The 21,924-nt window shown below is 43.8% G+C and carries 17 protein-coding genes; 11 read left to right on the top strand and 6 right to left on the bottom strand.

Features of this window, described 5'->3' with window-relative positions:
- Positions 1-294 precede the first annotated feature (294 nt).
- Positions 295-1,212 carry a phosphatidate cytidylyltransferase gene (locus tag M1D71_RS28680; protein WP_458124642.1) on the bottom strand — a complete coding sequence of 306 codons (918 nt, stop codon included), beginning with the start codon at positions 1,210-1,212 and terminating at the stop codon, positions 295-297.
- Between the two features lie 96 nt (positions 1,213-1,308).
- Here M1D71_RS28680 and M1D71_RS28675 point away from each other — a divergent pair, with 96 nt between their 5' ends.
- From M1D71_RS28675 to M1D71_RS28665, 3 genes are all read left to right on the top strand, one after another.
- Positions 1,309-1,863, top strand: coding sequence for a hypothetical protein (locus tag M1D71_RS28675; RefSeq protein ID WP_458124641.1), 555 nt, complete (start codon positions 1,309-1,311; stop codon positions 1,861-1,863).
- Positions 1,864-2,105: 242 nt separating this feature from the next.
- Complete coding sequence (locus tag M1D71_RS28670; protein ID WP_458124640.1) at positions 2,106-3,401, top strand: GntP family permease; 1,296 nt, start codon at positions 2,106-2,108, stop codon at positions 3,399-3,401.
- 22 nt (positions 3,402-3,423) lie between these two features.
- Positions 3,424-4,590, top strand: coding sequence for a glycerate kinase family protein (locus M1D71_RS28665; protein ID WP_458124639.1), 1,167 nt, complete (start codon positions 3,424-3,426; stop codon positions 4,588-4,590).
- A gap of 124 nt (positions 4,591-4,714) precedes the next feature.
- Here M1D71_RS28665 and M1D71_RS28660 read toward each other — a convergent pair whose 3' ends face one another.
- The gene (locus M1D71_RS28660; protein ID WP_458124638.1) at positions 4,715-5,761 is read right to left on the bottom strand and encodes a CdaR family transcriptional regulator; all 1,047 of its coding nucleotides are present in this window, start codon (positions 5,759-5,761) and stop codon (positions 4,715-4,717) included.
- A gap of 420 nt (positions 5,762-6,181) precedes the next feature.
- Between M1D71_RS28660 and M1D71_RS28655 the strand changes: the two genes are divergently transcribed.
- Together M1D71_RS28655 and M1D71_RS28650 are read left to right on the top strand one after the other, a co-directional pair.
- Positions 6,182-6,565, top strand: a complete 384-nt coding sequence (locus M1D71_RS28655) for a hypothetical protein (protein WP_458124637.1) — start codon at positions 6,182-6,184, stop codon at positions 6,563-6,565.
- Between the two features lie 94 nt (positions 6,566-6,659).
- Complete coding sequence (locus M1D71_RS28650) at positions 6,660-7,124, top strand: S-layer homology domain-containing protein (RefSeq protein WP_458127379.1); 465 nt, start codon at positions 6,660-6,662, stop codon at positions 7,122-7,124.
- A 295-nt stretch (positions 7,125-7,419) separates the two neighbouring features.
- On the opposite strand, the gene M1D71_RS28645 is transcribed toward M1D71_RS28650, so the two are convergent.
- From M1D71_RS28645 to M1D71_RS28630, 4 genes are all read right to left on the bottom strand, one after another.
- The gene (locus M1D71_RS28645) at positions 7,420-8,529 is read right to left on the bottom strand and encodes a response regulator (RefSeq protein WP_458124636.1); all 1,110 of its coding nucleotides are present in this window, start codon (positions 8,527-8,529) and stop codon (positions 7,420-7,422) included.
- Positions 8,526-11,576, bottom strand: a complete 3,051-nt coding sequence (locus tag M1D71_RS28640; RefSeq protein WP_458124635.1) for an ATP-binding protein — start codon at positions 11,574-11,576, stop codon at positions 8,526-8,528. Before M1D71_RS28640 ends, M1D71_RS28645 begins: the two co-directional genes overlap by 4 nt.
- A gap of 220 nt (positions 11,577-11,796) precedes the next feature.
- Positions 11,797-15,159, bottom strand: a complete 3,363-nt coding sequence (locus M1D71_RS28635) for an S-layer homology domain-containing protein (protein WP_458124634.1) — start codon at positions 15,157-15,159, stop codon at positions 11,797-11,799.
- A gap of 414 nt (positions 15,160-15,573) precedes the next feature.
- Complete coding sequence (locus M1D71_RS28630; RefSeq protein WP_458124633.1) at positions 15,574-16,140, bottom strand: GbsR/MarR family transcriptional regulator; 567 nt, start codon at positions 16,138-16,140, stop codon at positions 15,574-15,576.
- 198 nt (positions 16,141-16,338) lie between these two features.
- On the opposite strand from M1D71_RS28630, the gene M1D71_RS28625 reads away from it, so the two are divergent.
- The 6 genes from M1D71_RS28625 (at position 16,339) to M1D71_RS28600 (ending at position 21,863) form a co-directional block, all read left to right on the top strand.
- Positions 16,339-17,214 (top strand): carbohydrate ABC transporter permease, encoded by an 876-nt coding sequence (locus M1D71_RS28625; RefSeq protein ID WP_458124632.1) that lies wholly within the window; start codon positions 16,339-16,341, stop codon positions 17,212-17,214.
- Positions 17,215-17,273: 59 nt separating this feature from the next.
- Positions 17,274-18,119, top strand: a complete 846-nt coding sequence (locus tag M1D71_RS28620; protein WP_458124631.1) for a carbohydrate ABC transporter permease — start codon at positions 17,274-17,276, stop codon at positions 18,117-18,119.
- Positions 18,120-18,200: 81 nt separating this feature from the next.
- Entirely contained in the window at positions 18,201-19,574 is a 1,374-nt protein-coding gene (locus M1D71_RS28615) for an ABC transporter substrate-binding protein (protein ID WP_458124630.1), read from the top strand.
- 95 nt (positions 19,575-19,669) lie between these two features.
- Positions 19,670-20,440 carry an HAD family hydrolase gene (locus M1D71_RS28610; RefSeq protein WP_458124629.1) on the top strand — a complete coding sequence of 257 codons (771 nt, stop codon included), beginning with the start codon at positions 19,670-19,672 and terminating at the stop codon, positions 20,438-20,440.
- Complete coding sequence (locus M1D71_RS28605; protein ID WP_051447260.1) at positions 20,437-20,775, top strand: DMT family transporter; 339 nt, start codon at positions 20,437-20,439, stop codon at positions 20,773-20,775. The genes M1D71_RS28610 and M1D71_RS28605 overlap by 4 nt, the downstream gene beginning before the upstream one ends.
- Complete coding sequence (locus tag M1D71_RS28600; RefSeq protein ID WP_458124628.1) at positions 20,775-21,863, top strand: metallophosphoesterase family protein; 1,089 nt, start codon at positions 20,775-20,777, stop codon at positions 21,861-21,863. Before M1D71_RS28605 ends, M1D71_RS28600 begins: the two co-directional genes overlap by 1 nt.
- Positions 21,864-21,924: the final 61 nt, after the last annotated feature.

Here is a 21,924-nt window from a genome sequence, read left to right as displayed (position 1 = left end):
TGGCTGCTTTTTTGACATACATATTATCAAGGTCGCCGATCCATTTGTTGCTGTATCTATAAAGATTGAACTGAAGATTTACACGAGAACGTAGAGGACAGAAATAACCAGAAGAAGCGGGGCTAAAAGCTTTCTGAAGGAAAGCTGCTTCGGAAGCATACACTGCGCCTTTATCCCCTGATTTTCACCTTTATAAAAGTAATTAAAAAATCGGGGGATAACAGCGATCTGAAGGTTGTTCTGTCATCGGAGTGGCAAGTGTAAATATTATTTTTTGTTCAATTTATATAGTTGCTACATAAAGTCAAAGAAATAACGGACCACGTGGAACATTACCGGAGAGGTGTAGGTCAGGCTGTCGACCCGGCTCAGGTAGCTTTTTTTGAGCGAATCGAACTTGTTGTCATCCCCGATTAATAGATCACGTTTCAGTACAGATACCGTTAGACTGCCGAAGAATCCGGCCAGACTGATCAGCACCCCGATGAACAGTGAGAATCTCCAATCAAATGGCGTCAGGTAGGGATGGATGAAATACGACGTTGCTGTCGTTACAATGAATGCACAGGCGAACCCTTCCCAGGTGACAAAAGGATTGGCGGTAGGCACCACTTTTCGTTTGCCCAGATAGAGAGAGACCAGATAGTGCACCACATCATTAAGCTGTGTTAACACGACGAGAAACAGTACCAGCTTGGAGCCGTACTCCGGTGTGGCGAATGGGAAATAGGCAAGGTGACTCAGCCCGAACACCATCAGCATCAGTCCCCATTGTGTGGAGCTGACACTGCGCAGGAAACCGGCCGTGCCTTTGTTAATCAGGCGTGGCAAGGGCAGCACAAGGAACACATATAGTGGAATAAACACGATAAACATGCCGTACCATCCAATGTAGATCCAGTAAAACTGAACCGGAATCGCCAGATACGCCCATAGGAACAGCCTGCGGTCGGCTTTGCGTGTGCTGCGAATCATGGAGAAGTATTCTTTGAGTGAGAAGAATGCGAGCACCATGAGGGAAATCAGCGATACAATGGGGTTGAATAGGGTAGCGAGGCAGAAGATCACGAACATGCCCCACCAGGTTTTGATTTTTTGGCCGATGCCTGAATAGTCTTTGCTTGGCTGAAGCTTTGCTATAATTTTGTACACGATATGTATCACCAGTAAAGCTATGAAGATGAGTGTTAATGTAAATAATGAACTGCTCACGTACCGATCACCTGCTTATTCAAAGTAAGACTCCAATATAGGGTACCTATGTTATTATGAAGGAATAGTGCCAACTTGATAAGGGGAAATTTTGCTATGACAGATGAACGCTCGATCTATATCCTGCTTACGAACACAGGAACACTGTTTACCAAGGTCATTCAGAGTTACACCAGAGCGCCATATAATCACGCTTCGATCTCATTTGACAAAGAATTATCCGAACTGTACAGCTTTGGTCGCAAGCATCCGAGCAATCCGCTGAACGGCGGGTTTGTGAAGGAAGATATTCAGACAGGTACATACAGCAAGTATCCCAACACAACATGTGTGATCTATGAGCTTCAGGTGACGGATCGTGAAGTGGAAAAGATGAAACGCGTGCTGCATATCTTCATCCGCAGCCGTCAGAAATATATGTATAATCTGCTGGGTGTGATCGGCATTACGCTCAAGGAGCCGGTGGAGTTCAGCAACTCCTACTTCTGCTCTCAATTCGTGGCTGAGATTCTACAGCGTTCGGGTATCAAGCTGTGGAACAAGCTGCCTGCCCTGGTGACACCGGATGATTTTCGTCAGAGTGAACGATTGCAGCTGGTCTATGAAGGGGAGTTAAAGGAGTATACGCTTGGAAACGGAGAGAAGGAGTAGGGTAGGAAAGAATCCAACCCCAATGCCAACCATGAAACAGCCTGCTGCTAAGGATTACGAGGCAACAGGCTATTTGTGTGCTTCATATGAACGAGGATGATGATGATGATCGGCCGAAATCAACTTTCGCCCTTCTCATTGTGCATATGCACAATGAATTTCGTCCATTCATCAATATTTTTTCTAGCCTCCAGCATCTATAATGAAAGCGTGTTCAACAAGTGCATGGGGGGCAATTGACAATGGAAGCATTAACGATTAGCTGGATTGGCGCGCTGGCAGGACTGGCTATTGCGATTATTTTGATTTTGAGGAAGCTGAATCCGGTCTATTCTTTATTTCTGGGTGCGATTGTAGGCGCTTTAATTGGCGGAGCGAACCTGGAAGAGACCGTAAATATACTGGTGGATGGCACACAAAGTGTCATGGGAACCGTACTCCGCGTGCTGGCTGCTGGGGTGCTTGCAGGTGTGATGATGGAATCGGGAGCAGCGGAGACGATAGCCCAGGCTATTGTACGCAAATTTGGCGGAAGCAAGGCCATTCTGGCGCTCGCACTGGCCACGATGATTATTACCGCTGTTGGAGTGTTCATCCCTGTAGCCGTACTGATCGTTGCACCGATTGCATTATCTGTAGGTAATAAAATGGGTATCTCCAAATTAGCCCTGTTGCTGGCCTTATCGGGTGGAGGTAAGGCGGGGAACATTATCTCCCCGAATCCAAATACCATTGCAGCAGCGCGAGGGTTCGACCTGGATCTGAGCAACGTTATGTTGGCTGGAGTCATTCCTGCCATCTGCGGATTAATTGTAACCGTTATCGTAGCTTCAATGCTCAAAAACAAAGGTGTGATGGTTACCGATCAGGAAGCAGATCAGGGGGAAGTAGATACATCTCAATATCCTCCACTGGGCAAAGCCATTGTTGCCCCATTGGTTGCGATCATTCTGTTAATGATCAATCCCATTGGCTCTATTGCGGGCATCGAAGCATTGTCCGCGTTCAAAGTGGATGCGATGTATATCCTGCCGATTGCAGGCGTTATCGGTATGCTAGCAATGGGACAAGGCAGAAACATCGTGCAATATTCAACCGCAGGATTAAATAAAATGACAGCAACCGTGCTCATTCTGGTGGGTGCAGGAGGAATCGCAGGACTCATCTCTGCTTCAGATCTGTCAGGTCAGGTGGTTGGTCTGATTGAGGCATCCGGAATATCGGGTACCTTCCTCGCACCAATTGCGGGTATTCTGATGGCGGCAGCAACGGCTTCGACGTCGACGGGGGTTATTCTGGCAACAGGCTCATTCGGTGATGCCATCCTGAACATGGGCACAGCGCCGCTGGCAGCTGCCGTGATGGTGCACACTGGAGCGACCGTTATCGACTCTTTACCACAGGGCAATTACTTCCACGTGTCGGCAGATAGCATGAAGATGACGATTCGTCAGCGGATGGGCGTTATTCCATATGAAGCGATTGTGGGTGGCACGATGGCTATCGTAGCGACGTTACTGTACGGGTTTATCCTTTAATCTAATGGATGGAGTGAGAGCGATGAGAGAAGCTGGAAAGACTAAAGAGAAGACTTTTTTGTTGGCACCGGATTCGTTCAAGGAAAGCATGACAGCGAAGGAAGTATGTATCGCGATGGAAAAAGGATTGCGGAAAATATACCCGACGGCGGGATATATTCATGTACCTATGGCGGATGGGGGCGAAGGGACTGTGCAGTCCCTTGTGGATGCTTCCGGTGGTGTCCTTCACCAGCAAAAGGTAAGCGGGCCATTGGGCCAGACAGTCACTGCCCAGTATGGCATTCTGGGTGATGGAACAACGGCAGCCATTGAGATGGCATCGGCCAGTGGCATACATCTGGTTACCAAGGACACCCGTGACCCTCTACGGACGACAACCTATGGCACAGGGGAGTTAATTCGAGCATGTCTGGACCTTGGCATACGCAAAATCATCATCGGCATTGGTGGCAGTGCAACCAATGATGGTGGTGCTGGCATGGCTGAAGCGCTTGGCGCCAAGTTTCTGGATGCAGAGGGTCATCCGCTTGCCCGTGGGGGCGGGGCTTTGGATCAACTGGCTCAGATTGATGTATCCGGTCTGGATGAGCGTTTGCAGGAAATGGAGTTCATTGTGGCCTGTGATGTGACTAATCCACTCTGCGGGGAGCATGGTGCATCACGGGTGTTTGGACCACAGAAAGGGGCTACCCCAGAGATGGTTGAGCAGCTGGATGCGAACCTTTCCCATTATGCAGATATAGTGAAACAGCAGTTGCACAAGGATATCTGTGATGTGCCGGGTGCCGGTGCAGCTGGCGGTTTGGGCGCGGGACTTTTGATTTTTACACAGGCGGTATTACGTAAAGGAATTGAAATTGTCATTGAATATACCGGGTTGCGTGAAAAGTTGATTGCTGCGGATGTGGTATTTACGGGAGAAGGCGGTATCGACTTTCAAACGAAATTCGGCAAGACTCCCTATGGCGTTGCTCGGGCAGCCAAGGAAGCGGGTAAACCTGTGATTGCCATTGCAGGCTGTGTGGGCGAAGGGATCGACACCCTGTACGCGGAAGGCATTGATGCTGTATTCGGTATTGTGCCGGGGGCAGCAGATCTGGAGCGACTATTGCGAGAAGGCCCGGAGAATGTGGAGCGAACAACGGAGAATATTGCAAGGGTGCTGAAGCTGGGTCTGCTATCTTAAGTCAGTGAGAATAGAGACCGTACGAGGTCGTATTAAAATGGATGTGAAAAAGACGGGATATGGATATGCCTGAAATCAGGTGATCTGTGTCTCGTCTTTTGTCATTCTCGAAGCTGTTCTGACATTACTGATAGAACGCGAGTAGTCCATGGGTAAGCTCGATGAGCTCCAGCCAGTTGCGAGGGTCTTTGCCGGTAAGGGTCTGTATGCGTTTAAGCCGATATTGAAGCGTATTGCGGTGAATATTGAGATGATCTGCTGTCGTGCTCATACTGCCGTTATGATGGATGAAGCTGCGTAGTGTGTCCAGCAGATCAGCTGTATCTTCAAGTTTGCTGACGATGTTGGCATACGGTGTTAGATCAGCCGAGCTGAATCGCACCAAGAAAGGCACATCTTCATACTGGATGATCGGTGAAGCTGGCTGAAGTGCTAACAGGATGTTCATCACAGACCGGGCCTGTCCATAACCGGTGGCGATATTCGCTTCTTTTCGGCTGATCGCGATGAATGCTTCGGGTGTAGTCTGACTCAAACGCTGGATCATTGGATCCACGTCTGCTTCATTCTGAATGAGGATGATCTGCGTATCTCCATCACCTTCAACAGAGAATGAAGGAACCTGGAGCAATATTCGGTTGATCTCAGTGTCAGCGGCCATGGATGTCCTGGGAAAACGGATATATAGAAGAACGGTTGGCAATTGCAGATCAATACGGTATTGCAGAGCTTCTTTTTTGACCTTTTGTGAGTAGGAACCGGGCTGCTTCAACAGTCGTTCGATAAAGGCTTTTTTACGTGAAGCTTCATGGGCCATACTTTCCAATTGATTACGCTGTTCGATCAGGAGGGATACGGTGGTTCGCACGATGTTGCAGAATGGCCGAACTTCATCCGGATGACCGGATATGCCAATGACTCCGACATGCTGCTGATTAATTATAATCGGCTCATTGGTGCCCATTTTCTCAAGTATGCCATCCTGCCAGACTTCAATCCTGCTTCCTCTCGTCAACGCGCGGACAGCTCCCTGATGAATCGTGCCCACACGTTCCTTCTGCCCGGTTCCAATAATAATGCCGTGCTCATTCATAATGTTGATATTGTATGGAATGTCCTGCATCATTTTATCGACAATATCCTGTGCCTGTTTTTCCGAAAGCTGCAACAACGGAGCTCCTCCCCTTCCATCTCAACGTGCAAAATACACATCTTCTCTGATGAGCATTCTACCTGATATCCATATTGTGCATTTGAACGAAATTATAGAGGAAAGGTAAGGCTTACACAAGTGTGTTTCATAGATAGGATGTAGCATATGTGATTTGCTTTATTTTAATTATTCATATACGAAACCCCTCAAGAGATTCTCCTCATAAATGAAATGTTGGTCTTTGTTTAGATATCCAGGCGATAGGCTGATAGTAGGTCTAAGATGACATGTTTAACGTAAAAAATGAAATAAATCCCCGTTTTTTTCTATATATAATGGAAATAAGACCTTTTATTTGCTCCGATGTTCAGAATCCGTTCAGAGTTGTGTACTACAATAGGCCTATCTTTTGAAAGCGAGATTAGGGGGATAAGAAATATGCAGTACAGAGAAATAGTGAAGATATTGCTCATTTTGCTATTGGTAGCACCATGGTTGGCACCAGTAGGAAAGGTTAGCGCAGAAGTATCGTATCCGGTACCGGGGAATGATGGTCTAATTACAGTAAAGAACATTGGTGATGACTCGGTTGAACTAAGTTGGGAGTATGCCAAGTCGGTTACAACGTCTTCACCTGATCTGAATTATCAAGTATTCGTCTCCCAGGCACCTAATATCAAAGATATGGAGGAAATCAGCGGATTTCCACAATACGCCTATGGTAATTGGGTTGGTGGTAGCGATTCCACAACAGGTACATTCACCAAAGTGATTACGGATTTAGTCGAAGGGGAGAAATTGCATACCAAATGCAATCCATAACATTTACATCTAGTACCTTGCTAAGCGAAATCAACAATGTTATTGGGGCAAATTTTGATGGCTCAAGAATAAGTGAGCTACTTCTTTGGTGAAGATGACCGAAGTGATTGCCAAGGAATCCGTTGGAAAAGCGAAGCAATTGAACATGAATACCGCACGTATTGTCATCCCAGATACCAAAGATGCCGTGTCCGAGACACGTATTGAACTGCCCAAGGTAGCGGTAAAAGAACTGAATGATGATTCGCTTAAGCTTGAAATCTCCACTGAAAATGTAGTGATCTCCGTTCCGACGAATTCCATCGCCGGATTCATTGATGTGTCCGCCGACCTTTGGGCTTTCGATACGATTGCCTACGTGCAATCCACTGGCCTGATGAGCGGATATAATGATGATACATTTAAACCGGACAGTAAACTGACTCGTGCTGAAGCTGTGAAAGTATTAAATGTACTGTTCAAACGGACGCCGGCAACAGGCGTAACTACGCCATCTTTTACAGACGTACCAGCAATACACTGGGCTTATGAAGACATTGAGGCTGCGGCGCAGAAATAAAAATCAGCATATATAACTTAAAAAGGGGTGTCCCAAACCATGTAAACATGGCGGGACGCCCCTTTTACTCGTATAGCCAGAACAAGTCTTGTAGATACATCATTGCTCACTGAGTTGCTTTTTTTAGTTTAACGAACTTTCGAGTGGAGAAGATGTGAATCGGGACTCACTCACCATTTGGATCGTGGAGATCAGTATGCTTCCAAAAAGTGCCGTAGCAAACTCTGGGAATCTGTTATGACAATGCCTATATTGAAGCTTTTCACATCATTGTTATCTTAGTCTTTACTTTAATTTATACATTGACCAAATATTCGTTATATCTTCTATGAATCCTTTCGGGAACATTGAGACCAATTTCAGCTAATTTGGCTTGTATAGTTTCAAAGAATTTTAAACAATCTTGTTTTTTGTTTTGTTCAATTAAGAATTCTAATAATAAAAACATATATTGCTCATTGAATTCATCCAATTCTAGCATCATTTGTAAACAATTGAATTTTAGTAACGAATTAATTGAGTTTGTGCGAGTGACATATTGTTCAAGTACATGCAGTACACCCTGCTTTAGCCGGAGTCTTATTTGAAAAGCCCATAAATATTCTTCCTCCACTAAAAAATCTCCCTCATAGCAATTCATTAACTGTTGAATAGATTTTTCATCATGTTTTTCCCGTTCGAGCAATTGATAGAGCTCCTCATAATCACTTTCAATTTCAACATTTAATTGGTAGTGATTATTTACTAATTGAATCGGGTCTTGTATTCCCTTTTCTTTTAAAAGCTTTCTCAACTGATAAATAGATGTATGTAAATTGCTTGAGGCCTTTTCAAGGTCCAAATTTATCCATAACTCTTCTGAGATGATGGCATTAGACATTGGTCCTTTTTGATTAAATAATAAGAATAAAAAAAGTTCGCGTACTTTCCTTGTACGCCATTTTACTACCTCTTGCTGAGTATCAAGCAGATAGAAACGGCCTAGAGTATGAGCGTATAAAAGTTTTTTATTATTATTACGGGGCGCTTCAACTTGTAATTGTGATTTTTTCTGTGCTTTTGTTAGCGCTGTAATCAACCGTTTTTCATGTACAGGCTTTAACAAATAATCGGTTGCCTCTACTTCAAAAGCATCCACTGCGAATTGCGCATGTGCTGTCACAAAGATGATTTGTAACGATGGATGTTTTTGTAACAGTTGTCTGGCTATTTGCATACCGTGCATATCGATCATTTCGATATCTAAAAAGACAAGTTCAATGGCCTCTTTCTCCAGAAAACGAAGGGCATCTACTGCATTTGTAAATGCCCCCTTGATTGAAATCTGGAATTGTGTCAGCCGTTTAATCATAATACTTAATACATCGATTGCCATTTTTTCATCATCAACAATAATTATGTTCATGCTCCACCACCCTCTGGTAATAAAATGACAATAGTTGTTCCCTTTCCTTCCTCGCTGTATAAACGTAAACTTGCATTTTTCATTAATTTGAATTTTTTTAATGGGTTCATAAACCCAATACGTGTGCTTTCCTCATTTATCAGCTTCTGAAGTTTTTCATCGGGAATACCTACACCATTATCATAGATTTTAATTCGGACAAATTGCCCTTCCCGTTGAATACTTACCTCAATTGTACCGCCTGATTGTTTCTTAGAGATACCATGGAAAACAGCATTTTCAACTAATGGCTGAATGGATAGTGCTGGAATCATTAATTGAATAGATTCATCAATATCATATTTAATATTTAAACGGTCACCATAACGCATCTTTTCGATATATAAGTATGCCTTGACAAGCTCTATCTCTTCTTCAACAGAGACAAAGCTATTTCGGTAATGGACATTAAGTTTGGCACGGAAGTAGGTCGCCAGACAGTAGAGTGCTTCACGGGTGTTGTCCATATCCGTATAGCTTAAACCAATAATTGTATTCAGCGTGTTGTAGACAAAATGCGGTGTGACCTGTGAATACAAATAATTCATTTCTACTTCAATTGAATCAATTGAAGATTGACGGACGGCTAACAGAGATTCAATACGGATAAATAGTTCATCCATTAAAATAGGTTTTTGTAAGTATTCATTTGCACCAAATTTTAAAGATAACACTAAATCAGAATGCTTCATGATCGCTGTTAAGATAATAATCGGTAATTCCAGCATATCATATTGTTTTCGTACTCGCTTACATAGCTCATAACCTGACATTCCATTCATCATTAAATCTATTAACATACAATCTACCTGATTCGTTTTAATATAGTCCACTGCATCGAAACCATTATCTACTGCAATTACAGTATATCCCTTAAGTTTCAGTGCCTCAGCTAAAGCCTTTATATTGACATGGTTATCGTCTACCACAAGTATTTTTTTATTATTTCCTTTATAGATGAGTGGCAATTGAAGCTGTAATTCTTTAGCTCTCTGCCCGGTAATTGTAGATGATTGCTCAATGCTCATTTGTTCGTCAGTGGCCAATGGCATTGTAAATGTAAATGTAGTACCTTCTCCTACCGTACTTGTCACATAAATCTCGCCTTTTAACTTATCGACAATGTTCTTAGTAATACTTAATCCCAAACCGAGCCCTTCTTTTTTATGATGATTATTTCCTTGGTAAAAGGCATCAAAGATCCGATCAATCATTTGTGCCGGAATACCACAGCCTGTATCTCTTACTTGGATGACCATCTGATGTTGATGGGCATAGGCTGTCACAGCAATTTCCCCAACTTCTGTATATTTAATAGCGTTGTGCAGCAAGTTGTATAGAACCTGCTTAAAACGTAATTCATCCGTGTATATATTCGGTAATTCCGAATCCACTTCTGCATTAACACTTACTTGATGATTCTTTGGCATCACACTGCGAATTTCCAACACGACTTCAGTAATAACAGAGGGTGGAACACTACGTGGGGCGACCCTTACTTCTCCGGTCATTTGGTTTGAAGAGAACAACAAATCCTCTACTAAATGTCCTAAACGTTGAGTGACGCTATGAATTAAAATGACTTGCTCCTGTTGAGCCCGTTTTAAGGGTCCCTGAGCTCCTTCCATTAAGGATTTCGATAAATTTAAAATACCGTTAAGGGGTGTGCGTAATTCATGAGAAGTGTTCAGTAAAAATACATCCTTCATTTGATTATGTGCAAGCAATTCCTCTGATAGTGCCTGGACTTTCAAAATAGCCTGGTTCGCACGGAAATTTAATAACGAAGCAAACCCGAATAATATGAGTAAAAATAATGCGAATTCTGTATAATCTATGGGAATCCCCATGATAAAGTTAAAAATCAGTAAAATACCATAACAACAAATCGCTGAAATCACAATTAGAACATAACGAACGCCTTCTAGACGTTGTAGTGTTACTTTAATAAGAATCCATAGATTATAGAATATGACTGGAGCCGTAACACAGATATAGCCTATTTTTCTCAGAAACAACTCCAAATCTGAAGAAGCCCTGTGATTTTGGGTAATTGGGTTATAAATACCATAAAAAAGAATTACAACCCCTAGTAGAATCATAAACAAATATAGGGTTCTTCTTTTTTGAACTTGCGGGTACATCGAATATATAAACAGTGTTAAAGCTAGTAGCGCGATCGGAATAATACTGAGCTGTAAACGCAATTGATTGAAAGGTGAAATGTCAGAGAATAATAGGAAGAACACTTTTTGGTTAATAAATGACATATAAAGTCCTAATGAGATGGTAAAAAGACCAAAGAACAGTTCTTCTTTGCGTTTCCGATTCTGTAAAAATGTAAAGATATAGATGATTCCGAATACCACATGCCCAATACATACGAATGCATCTAAAAATACCTTCCAACGATATTCTTGCTGAATGGCTCCCATCGTCCCAAATTCAATAGGATAGACAATACCTGCCTGTGGGGAATTATAGTTGGTTACTTGGATAATAATATCCAGTCCTTTATGTTCGCTACGAGCAAATACGGTGTATTTATCATCATTTTCGGATCCAAATTCACTTAAAACGGTGCTTGTTTTCCCCCGCGCTCCTACTTCTACATCATTTATAAACACACGATTTGCTTGACGAATAGACCGTATAAACAAACCGTAAAACCCCTCCGTCGGTACATGAACCCTGATATGATAGGTCCCAACTGAGATTCCCTCTTTATTGGGCTCTACGTACTCCTTCCAATGAAATGGTACATCAAGTGTAATTCGTTTATTCTGATAGCTATCCAGTTTTTCGGAAGATGCAATTAGGACATTTGGGTAAAAGCCCCAATCGCCTTCCAACTTAACCGGCCTTTGTAATTGCTTAGTATCTATCTTTACAATTCCATCATGTACAATTTGGGGATGGTTACTGATAAGATAATGCCAATTGCCAAGTGAAAAGACACTAACAAACAGCATGATAATACTTACAATGATTAGGATATTCCTTTTCATTATCATGCCTCCATATACGATTGAATTATTATGATGTTCTCATCATATTGTTAATGTTTTTTACAATCAACTCCTTTTGGAATGTTATCATACTGCGCTTGAACAAAATCTGAACAACGGAGCCTATTCTTAAAGATTTATATTCATATCAAAAACACCCCGTCGAGGTTAAGATCCTGGACGGGATGTTTTACTTTAGCTCATTTCATATATACAGATATTATTTTAATTCGGCTGAAATGATTACATTTTGAAATTCTTCATTGGCAGTAATAATTACGTTATTATTTTCAGCTGTAATAGCGTAATTCGGGAATGCATCTTTAAATGCCTCAGCAATGGCTGCAGCAAGTGTTGAACCCGTAGTTTCACTTGATAATGTAATTACTTTTTCAACTGACGTTCCATCAATAGTAATTGCAATGGTTTGATTACGTGTATTTGTTCCTTCCAAGGCAATCACATCTGAAATTGTAAATGATGCAATTTGTTGTGATCCTGGTGAAGGGATTAGACTTGGCTTTATAGTAGTAGCTTTAAACCCAGCGCTTCCAGCATATCTTATAGAGGACGTTAATTTTGGGTCTATTCCACTTGCAACCTTTTCTGTTACCGTTACTATAGTATATGGGCTTCCACCAAGTTCTACAACAGTATCATATTTTTCAGTTGCAGCTGGAGTTTCATTTTTTTTCATGACACCTCCACTAACCTGAGCAACATATACGTCATCTAGAGCAAATCCTTCTCCATTTGTAGTAAGGTTTATATCAACGGTAAATTTATAAATTCCTTGTTGTGTTACTGTTACAGGTTCAGCACCATTTTGTGTATTATTTACACCAGACATTTTAAATGCCTCGATTGCACTTGGCACTGTTAATTCAACAACGTTGGTTATACTTTGCCCGCCATTTGCATCTCTTACTGAGTCTTTCACTAGGGAAATTTCAGAGCCAACTTTGAAAACATTAGGGCTAGTAGTGTCTCCACCGATTGTCATTGTTAGGCTTGTCCCATCTTCAGACCAAACAGCGTTGATTGGATATTGATCAGTACCCATCCCAAAGACGAAATCTTTCCCAAAAAGATGCTCATCAATATTATGATCCTCTGTGTTCCCACTATATCGAACGGGTTCACTAAATTTGAATGTAATTGTATCTCCTGCTGAAGTATTTCCGTCTTTATCGATATCATTTAAAATCGCACTTACGAGGTATGGCTTTTTCGATTCTAACACTGTAGTTTCGATGGAAGCCTCCTTGATTGCATTTCCATTCGTTGCTGTAACCTTTAAAGTCACTTGGTCATTTTCATTATCCGCATCATCTTGCGTTACGTTTCCTGTTGAAAGATCAATGCTTGCGTTATGGTCGCCCACTTTTGTAGCTGAATCCCATTTAAAGCTTGTACCATTCGGTCCCACTGTAACTAAATCGAGTGGAGTAGATACCTGCTCTAAGCTAGGGTTAACTTTTTTAATAAGTGAAGGGAGCAATGCCGTATCAACGACTAATTTTAATTCATTCTCTGTTAACGGTTTGCCTTTTTCAGCAATCGCTTTTTTCACTGCTGTGGTAACATCTGTGATATTTTCGGGCGTAACACCCTTAATATCAATACCTTCGAACAGTTTTATCAAAACATCTGCATCCGGTGCTGGTGTTGCATTGATTTTATCTTGCACTACCTCAAGAGGGCGTTTAATCGTGTGTGTCATTTTACCGGTGGCATCGACTGTTACGATAATTTGTGACTCTTTTAAGGAAGGTGCATCTTCTTTAATTGAAATAGTAGCTGTACCCGGACCTTTTGAGGTGATGACGATTTCTCCATCCTTTAAGGTAGCGGTTGCGACTGTTTCATTACTTGATGTAATTGTTGTACCAATCATGCCTACAGCAAGTGGGTCTTCGTTGTCTGTATCTTCAATATTATTGGCTTTTAAAGTTTGAGAAACAAATGGATTCGGTACGCCCCCATTGTTTCCACCGTCAGTTGATCCGCCACCATTAGATCCACCACCAGTAAATCCGCCTCCACTCGAAGGTGCTGTCGGTGTTGTTGGAATGATCGGGGAGGTAGAGCGTTCCACCTGCGCGGTATTCGTCACATTTTTAATTGCTGACGGTATACCTCCGGGGTATTTTACAGCTTCTTCAGGATTTATATTTACTGGCTTAATTAAAGTATCAATCGTAGTGTCTTTTGGCACAATCAGTTGACTTCCGTATTGTTTCGTTTCTACTGTCGACAGTTGGGCTTTGTTTTCAAGCGTTACTTTTATTGGCGTGTCAATTGTTAGATTGTTTGTTTCAAGCTGTCCTTTGACGACTACGTTCTGATTTCCATTAAAATGGATTGAATTAATTTTACCGGCAACTTCGATACCCGATACATTATTACCAACCATAATAGATGGTGTAGCATTATTCGTGATAATTTCAGTGTTGTCACGATTCACAACAACTTCATCTACTGTTGTGTTCGTAAGCTTAATAACTGATTTTTGCTCACGTTTTGCATCCCCTTCAATGATCAAGTTTCCGTTTAATGCAAGCCCATTTAATTCAAGTTGCCTTTGGTCACCTTTTTTAATCGTAATATCACCAGTAATATTAGCATTTGCCAGCTTAATATAGTCGCCCGCAATGGTTATATTTGCTTCGACATTACCTCCTGCCAAATCTAATGTTAACGGGTTATCCACCGTTCCTCCATTAGTCAATTCCAGGTTGCGAATACCGATGATTTTTGTGCCAATTTTGATAAAGTCTAAATTTGCCTCATTCAACGCTGCTAAATTTTTGGAATGAAGTAATGGCTGAAGCTCTTTTTTGATGTAAAATACCTGACCACCCATAGTCATTTTATTGCCGCTAATCTCAGAAATAATTTTCTCATCTGGTTGGCGGTTATCGCGATAATCTGTTGTTTTCTCGGATCTTATTGTGAATGCTGCCATATCCCCACGAGTTAGTGTCGAAATTCCACCATATTTTAGGGCGGATTGTCCGGTTGTAATACCTAGATCATATAAGGTTTGAATATATGGAGCAGCCCAATTATTTGTTAATTGTGTATCTGTAAATGGTAAATTAATTTCTTTAGCAGGTTCTAAACCATAGCCATTGACAATAATTTTTGCCATTTGATTTCGTGTAATAGGTGAGTTCGGTTTAAATGTCCCATCCTGAAAGCCATCGATAACACCTGCTTCTTTTAATGCTTCTATGTATGGGTATGCCCAGTCACTCGTTGAAACATCCTTAAACGTAGGATTAAAAGATTTAGTAACATTTAATCCTAGATTGAGTGCTAGAATTTTTGAAGCTTCTGCACGTGTTAACAGTCCTCCTGGCTTGAATGAACCATCTTTATAACCACTTACAAAACCACGCTCAAATAGTTCATTCACATATTCATAGTAATCCGAAGCAACTTTGATATCTGTAAAAGTTTCCCCATTCTCACTCGCTTTTATATAGTCCGGTGCCACAACGGTAAGTGCACTTGTTGCTATTGTTGTAGCAAGTGCTATTTTGAAAAGTTTGTCATATAATACTGTGTTTTTATTCATCCCAATACTTCCTCCTCATGAAGTCTAATTTCAGTTTGATAGATATGTCCTTAATGTAACGAAGTGCATCTGAACAAAATCTGAACAAAATCTAATTAATACGCGATGCCTGATGGAGGCAAAGGAGCGTTACATCGCTTGTCGATGCTTCCCCGTGGGGCGTTCATCATAAAGAAGTGAGAGGTACCCTTGGTTAGTCCGTCACCGCACTGTGTATGGCATTCTTGGCAACGGCACAACGGGGTGATCGAGAAGGCACGTATACAATTCGATCGAATTGAACACCTGCGAATCCACGAGTGATAACAAAGAAGGCCATCCCTGGGGGTTCCTGGGGGTGGCCTTTTGCTGGTTTTTTGTAAGAAGCTCGTTTCATTAAGATCGTTAAACGAGAGATCTCTTCGCAACGCTGTATTAATCACTCTCATGTGGGGCGTCTTTGTAAAAGACGCCATCCCGCAACTGATCCACGAATCCTTGGAGCCACACATAATACTGCTCCGCATGTTGAAGTTTGTGCAGATCACGCAGTGCATCATCTCGATCTTCGGAAGAAGTATGCTCGGAAAGGATCATAGCCGTCAGATCAGGAATGACCTCGTGAATGCTTTCTAACATCACATCCACTTCCCGTTGCAGCTTGGAACCGAAGAAGTTCTGAAATGTACGATAGAAGTCGGTCTCAGCCGAATACTGATCCTGACGCTCCTTTTTTTCCTCCAGTTTATAAATCATCTGTGATTCTGTGAGCGAACGAACCGCGTAGCTCATGTTGCTCTTACTCATATTCATTGAATTCTTCATTTCTTCAAGTGTCATTGGTCGATCCTCAAAATACATAATTCCGTACAATTTGCCAAACGTATGATTAACTCCATACAGATCCATCGTATTGGCGATGGCCTCAATGACTCTCTCCCTCAGCGCATGCCGATCAGGTAACGAAGAATGATTCGGGTTCCCTGCAGTTTCTTTTCCCACAATGTCACCTCTGGTTTATGATAGCGTTCCCACTAGCTGCCTCATATTTTACATGACTTGCTCCAATTTTAACATAAGCCGGAATTAGAATTTTCAATACAAGTGTACAATCAATTTTGTACAGAATAAATATAAAGCTGATTATACTCAAAAATTCCCAAAAATTAAAGAAAAATTGGACAGTAAGGAGTGGGGGAATTGCGTTTAAAACTATGGAGGGAGTCTGAGGCGGTCCTATTCACGCTGCCAGCTCTAATCCCATTGCTGATCTTCTGGCTGGGACCTCTGGGATATATCGTATATCTCAGTTTCACCGATTGGGACTTCATGAGCCCGGACAAGCTGTTCGTTGGATTGGACAATTACACTTATCTGCTGACGAATTCCGAATTCTATCGGTCACTGAAAGTCACCTTGTTATTCGGACTGGGGAGCGTGATCCCAACCATTGTGGGCGGATTGGCACTTGCGATGCTCATGAATAGCAAAATCAAATCATCCGGCATCTTCCGGACATTACTATTCTCACCTTGGGTCACACCGACAGTTGCGGTATCCATTGCGTGGTCCTGGATCTTCGAGCCAGAGGTGGGACTTGCTAATCTCATGCTCGGCTGGGTAGGTGTATCTCCCATTGGCTGGTTGCGTGACGCGGACTGGGCACTGGCTGGAGTTCTGATCGTAACCCTTTGGAAATCAATTGGTTGGGCGATGGTATTCTATCTGGTTGCGCTACGGAATTTACCGTCTGATCTGCTCGAAGCGGCCTCGATCGATGGGGCAAACCGTTGGGACAAGTTCAGAAGTATCACACTGCCGCTGATCTCTCCAACGACATTCTTTCTCTCCATTATTCTTACAATCCAGTCCTTGCAAGCCTATGACCAGATTAATGTCATGACGCAGGGCGGACCGGCGGGATCAACAAGAACGTTGTTGTACATGTATTATCAGTCTGCATTCGAATCCTTTAATGTAGGTGAAGCTTCGTCCATCGCCGTTGTGATTATTCTGATCTGCGTGTTGCTGTCGGGAGTATCGTTCCTGCTTGGCAGACGTCTGGTGCACTACTAATGACAATGACATTGCCTACCAAAAAGTCTAAACGGATGAAGCGCAAGGAGTTGCAGAATGTGTCGCATACAAATTTTAAAATAAGTAAAATAATCCGCTACCTCCTGTTAGCTATTATCGCGCTGGGTACAGCCTTTCCTTTCTATTGGATGGTCATTAGCGGATTCAAAACCAATGATGAGATCTGGCAGTTTCCGCCGACCTTCTGGCCGGAGACGTTCCTCTGGAGCAATTACGCGGATGCCTGGAATGCCGCACCATTTGCTCGTTACATCCTGAACAGTACCGGGGTGGCGTTAGCCATCTGTCTATTTCAGATCGTCAACTCCAGTATGATGGCGTACGCCCTGACACATATGAAATTCCGTCTCAAAGGTGTACTGACATCCCTGATTCTCGTGGGTTATATGATACCGAGTACAGCCGTGTATCTGCCTAGTTACCTGGTACTTAGTGAACTTAACTTGCTGGATTCCTACACAGGCTTGATTGTATCCAACTGTGTCAGCGTATTCTCGATCTTCCTGATCCGTCAGGCGTTCATGCAGGTATCTCATGAATTGGTGGAAGCCGGTCAGCTGGACGGTGCCTCTCATTTCCGGATTCTCTGGACGATTATCACGCCGCTTGTTCGCTCAAGCTTCGCCGTGATGGTTCTGATTACGTTCATTGAACAATACAACAACTATTTCTGGCCTATGCTCATCACCAAAGACCCGGACCTGCAGCTGGTATCGGCTGGTCTGCGCAGCTTCTTTGTAGAAGGCGGAGCATATGGTCTGGCTTGGCCACAGATTATGGCTGCGAGTGCATTCACCATCGCACCACTACTTATTCTCTTCCTGTTCACCCAGAAGACGATTATGCAAAGCGTGAATATCACGGCTGGTGTGAACAAGAACTGATATGAATCATCATGCACAAAGGCATCTATCCAGATGCACCGTGTCAACACCAATATTTCACCTAAAACAGGAGGAACGACAATGAATTGGAGTCAGGCAAGCATGACATGGAAAAAGAGATTGAGATTAAACTGGAAGGGTGGCATGTCGCTGGTACTCGCGACCAGCTTTGCACTGCTGACCGCTTGTGGAACACAAGCACCCGCAGAATCAAGCACGACGGCTGCTGCCAGTGGAACCGAAGCTCAGGCGAAAGATCCGGTGGAGATTGAATTCTGGTATGGTCTGGGTGGTAATCTGGGCGATAACATGAAAAAGACGATTGATGCGTTCAATGCCTCCCAGAACGAAGTCGTTGTAAAAGGAATTGTACAAGCAGATTACACGGAAACGGAACAGAAGCTGCAAGCAGCAATTGCTTCCAAGAAGGTTCCGGCCGCTGTACTCAGCTCCAATATAGACTGGGCACGCAAAGGATATTATGCACCCATGGATGAGATGATTGCCGCAGATCCGAATTTTAAGAAAGACGACTTCATTCAGACGTTCCTGAACCAGGGGCAGGTGGATGGAAAACAATACTTCTTGCCAATGTACGGTACGACTCAGATCATGTATTACCGCATGGATACCTTCAAGGAGAACGGAATCGATCCAGCAAGTCTGACGACATGGGAGAAGCTGGCTGAGGCAGCTGCGAAGATGAGCAAGCAAGAGAATGGCAAGACCACCTTCTACGGCTGGGAACCGATGTGGGGTAGAGACAATATGATTGATGCCGTGCTGGGTAAGGGCGGACAGATTCTTAGTGACGATGGCAAAACCGTCATAATTGACTCCCCGGAATGGATCGAGACATGGGAATTGTTCCGTAAATGGATCAACGAAGACAAGATTATGGGCATTCACTATGGAGGTCAGGGCTGGGAGTACTGGTACAAAACGATCGATGATGTGATGAAGAATAAAGCAGCAGGTTACACCGGATCTAGTGGTGACCAAGGCGACTTGGACTTTAGCGTAGTCGCTGCGATGCAACAACCAGGCTGGGAAGGCGTTGGTGAAGGAAAACCGGTAGCAAGTGCCATTTCGGCAGGTATTCCGGCAGCTGCAAGTCCTGAACAACAACAGGCAGCTTACCAATGGCTTACGTATTTCTCTGAGACTTCGAACACAGCTTCATGGTCCATGAACACCGGATATATCGCAGTGCGTCAATCGGCTCAACAAGATCCAGAGTTCATGAAATTCAGTGAGGAAAATCCACAGATTACTGTACCACTGCAACAAGCAGCTCACGCTTCGGCTCCATTCCAGGATCCAACGGGTGGCAAAATCAATGATGCATTGAAGGATGCAGCTGATCAGGTGCAGATCAATAATATGCCAGCTGAACAAGCGCTGAAGGAAGCGAAAGAGAAAGCGCAGAAAGAACTGGATCGTGTAACGAAATAAGAAACGTATACAGGCAATTGACTCACGCGAAAAGGGCGGTACATGCTGTACCGTCCTTTCCGTTCATACAAGATCGCAGACAAGGAGTTTAACCAATGCAAGATGAGACGTATGTGGACGGATTACCGAATCCGATTGAAGCCGTTTTGTTCGATAAGGACGGGACATTGCTTGATTTTACAGGCATGTGGGGATTCTGGACCGATTGTGTGTTGAACGACTTCAGAGATCAGTTGGCAATCCGAGGACTGCGTATCAACACAGATGAACTTCCGCAGATCTGGGGTACATTCCACGATGAACAGGGGCGGATGAATGGGTATGACGTGCGGGGTCCACTTGCCATGGGCACGATGGATGAAGTGTATGCCGTACTGACGTGGCATGGATATCGTGCGGGTCTCAGCTGGGCGGAAGCCAAGATTGTGGTTCGGGGATGCTTGGTGCGAGCGGAGGAAGAGATGGAGAAGCATCGTCCGGCACGTCCGTTACCGGGCGTTCGTGAATTCCTTGAACAGTGCCGTAGCGAAGGTGTCGTTATGGGCGTAGTGACGGCAGATGATACACCAAGTGCGGTTAAACATTTGCAGTGGATGGAGCTGGATTCCTTTTTTGACGTGGTGATTGGTACGGATCTGGTGGAGCGGGGCAAACCTTTTCCCGATATGCTACTGCTTGCCTGTGAACGGTTGGGTGTATCTGTGCAGCATACTGTGGTCATTGGAGATACGGACGGAGACATGGAGATGGCACGAACCGCTGGTGCGGGGCACAGGATTGGCATTGGAGAACCAGGAAGAATCCGCTTGGCGGACAGAACGATTCAATCGTTCCATGAATTACTGAATGGTGGGCTCGGCCGATGACGAACAGTCATGCTTACTTGGGCTGGGTACTACTGGCATTGGCCATCGGGCTGGAGCTTAGCGCTACCATTTTGCTGAAAGTATCGGATGGATTCTCGCGGTTATGGCCTTCGGTGTTGATGTTTGTCTGTTATGGCGCAAGCTTTACCTTTCTCAACTTTGCAGTGAAGTATATGCCGCTGGCTGTGGCTTATGCGATCTGGTCTGGCGTGGGCATTACGCTTATTGGCGTCGTGGGGCATTACTATTTTGGTGAACGTCTGCGGCTCACGTCCATGGTATGGATCGGTTTTATTCTGATTGGCATTATTGGACTGAAATGGAGTGATTCTTGATGGGAAATGAACATCTAGCTAAGCAACCCCTTGCCACCTTCCAGGTGATTACGGACACACATGTACGGGACGATGCAGACCACATTCATAACCGACATTTGGAGCAAGCGCTCGCTGATATGGCTACGTTTAGTCAGGGGAGCAGTGGGATTATGCATGTAGGTGATGTGACGGATCGGGGTCTGCCGAGCGAGTACCGTGAGTTGCAACGCATATGGAAGCAATATGCGGAGAACTTGCCGGATATCCGGTACACGGTAGGTAATCATGATATCGGAGCCGTGGTATGGCAAGATCCGCCGATTGTTCTGCTTGAGATGAAAGAGGATGAAGTAGCTGAGTTATTGGAGCAAGAGGCAGATATGGAGCTGGTCAAAAAACAAACCGCTGCTGAATCAGCTGCACTTATTGAGCAGTTATCAGGTGGAACGTATACTTTGTCTGCTGCACCTTCGGAGCAGGAGGGTCAGGATATATACGACCAAGCTGAATCCATTACAGTCGCCGGGCTATGGCAACGTCGATTAAGTTATTTTGAAACGACAACCGGCATGAAGGGCTCCTACCACGATCACTGGATCGACGGGTACCATTACATCTTTCTCGGAACCGAGCAACCTCATCCGAAGGATTGTGATATGTCGGCTGAACAGTTGGAGTGGCTGGATGCGAAATTGTCTGAACGTGCAACGCCGGATCATCCCATCTTCCTGTTCTTGCACCAGCCGCTTATGGATACGGTAGCTGGATCGTTGAAGGAACAGGGATGGTATGGGGTGAATCAGGATGTGGAACTCAAGGCTGTTCTGGCTAAATACCCGCAAGCGATTCTCTTCTCGGGTCACACCCATTGGCAGTTAGAGGCGCAGCATACGATGTACGATGGTGCAGGCCACATGCCAACCATGTTCAATGCGTCGTCTGTAGGATATCTCTGGACAGATAAGGACGAGCATCTGGAGGGCAGTGAAGGACTTCATGTGGAGATTTATAAGGATCGAGTCGTTGTGAAGGGACGGAACTTTGTTACGGGTGAATGGATCGAGGGTGCTGAGTTTACGGTGCATTATCGGGTATCGGGAATTTAAACACAGATATAATAATTGAAGAAATTAATAAGACTATCGAGATGTTCTCGATAGTCCCGAT

The organism is Paenibacillus sp. Z3-2 (assembly GCF_054161325.1).
This window is presented reverse-complemented; position numbering and strand designations above follow the sequence as displayed.

Bases quoted from the DNA above. Each gene is read 5' to 3' on its own strand.
- M1D71_RS28675 (WP_458124641.1), top strand. From the start codon at position 1,309: ATGACAGATGAACGCTCGATCTATATCCTGCTTACGAACACAGGAACA.
- M1D71_RS28670 (WP_458124640.1), top strand. From the start codon at position 2,106: ATGGAAGCATTAACGATTAGCTGGATTGGCGCGCTGGCAGGACTGGCT.
- M1D71_RS28665 (WP_458124639.1), top strand. From the start codon at position 3,424: ATGAGAGAAGCTGGAAAGACTAAAGAGAAGACTTTTTTGTTGGCACCG.
- M1D71_RS28655 (WP_458124637.1), top strand. From the start codon at position 6,182: ATGCAGTACAGAGAAATAGTGAAGATATTGCTCATTTTGCTATTGGTA.
- M1D71_RS28650 (WP_458127379.1), top strand. From the start codon at position 6,660: ATGACCGAAGTGATTGCCAAGGAATCCGTTGGAAAAGCGAAGCAATTG.
- M1D71_RS28645 (WP_458124636.1), bottom strand. From the start codon at position 8,529: ATGAACATAATTATTGTTGATGATGAAAAAATGGCAATCGATGTATTA.
- M1D71_RS28640 (WP_458124635.1), bottom strand. From the start codon at position 11,576: ATGAAAAGGAATATCCTAATCATTGTAAGTATTATCATGCTGTTTGTT.
- M1D71_RS28635 (WP_458124634.1), bottom strand. From the start codon at position 15,159: ATGAATAAAAACACAGTATTATATGACAAACTTTTCAAAATAGCACTT.
- M1D71_RS28615 (WP_458124630.1), top strand. From the start codon at position 18,201: ATGAATTGGAGTCAGGCAAGCATGACATGGAAAAAGAGATTGAGATTA.
- M1D71_RS28610 (WP_458124629.1), top strand. From the start codon at position 19,670: ATGCAAGATGAGACGTATGTGGACGGATTACCGAATCCGATTGAAGCC.
- M1D71_RS28605 (WP_051447260.1), top strand. From the start codon at position 20,437: ATGACGAACAGTCATGCTTACTTGGGCTGGGTACTACTGGCATTGGCC.
- M1D71_RS28600 (WP_458124628.1), top strand. From the start codon at position 20,775: ATGGGAAATGAACATCTAGCTAAGCAACCCCTTGCCACCTTCCAGGTG.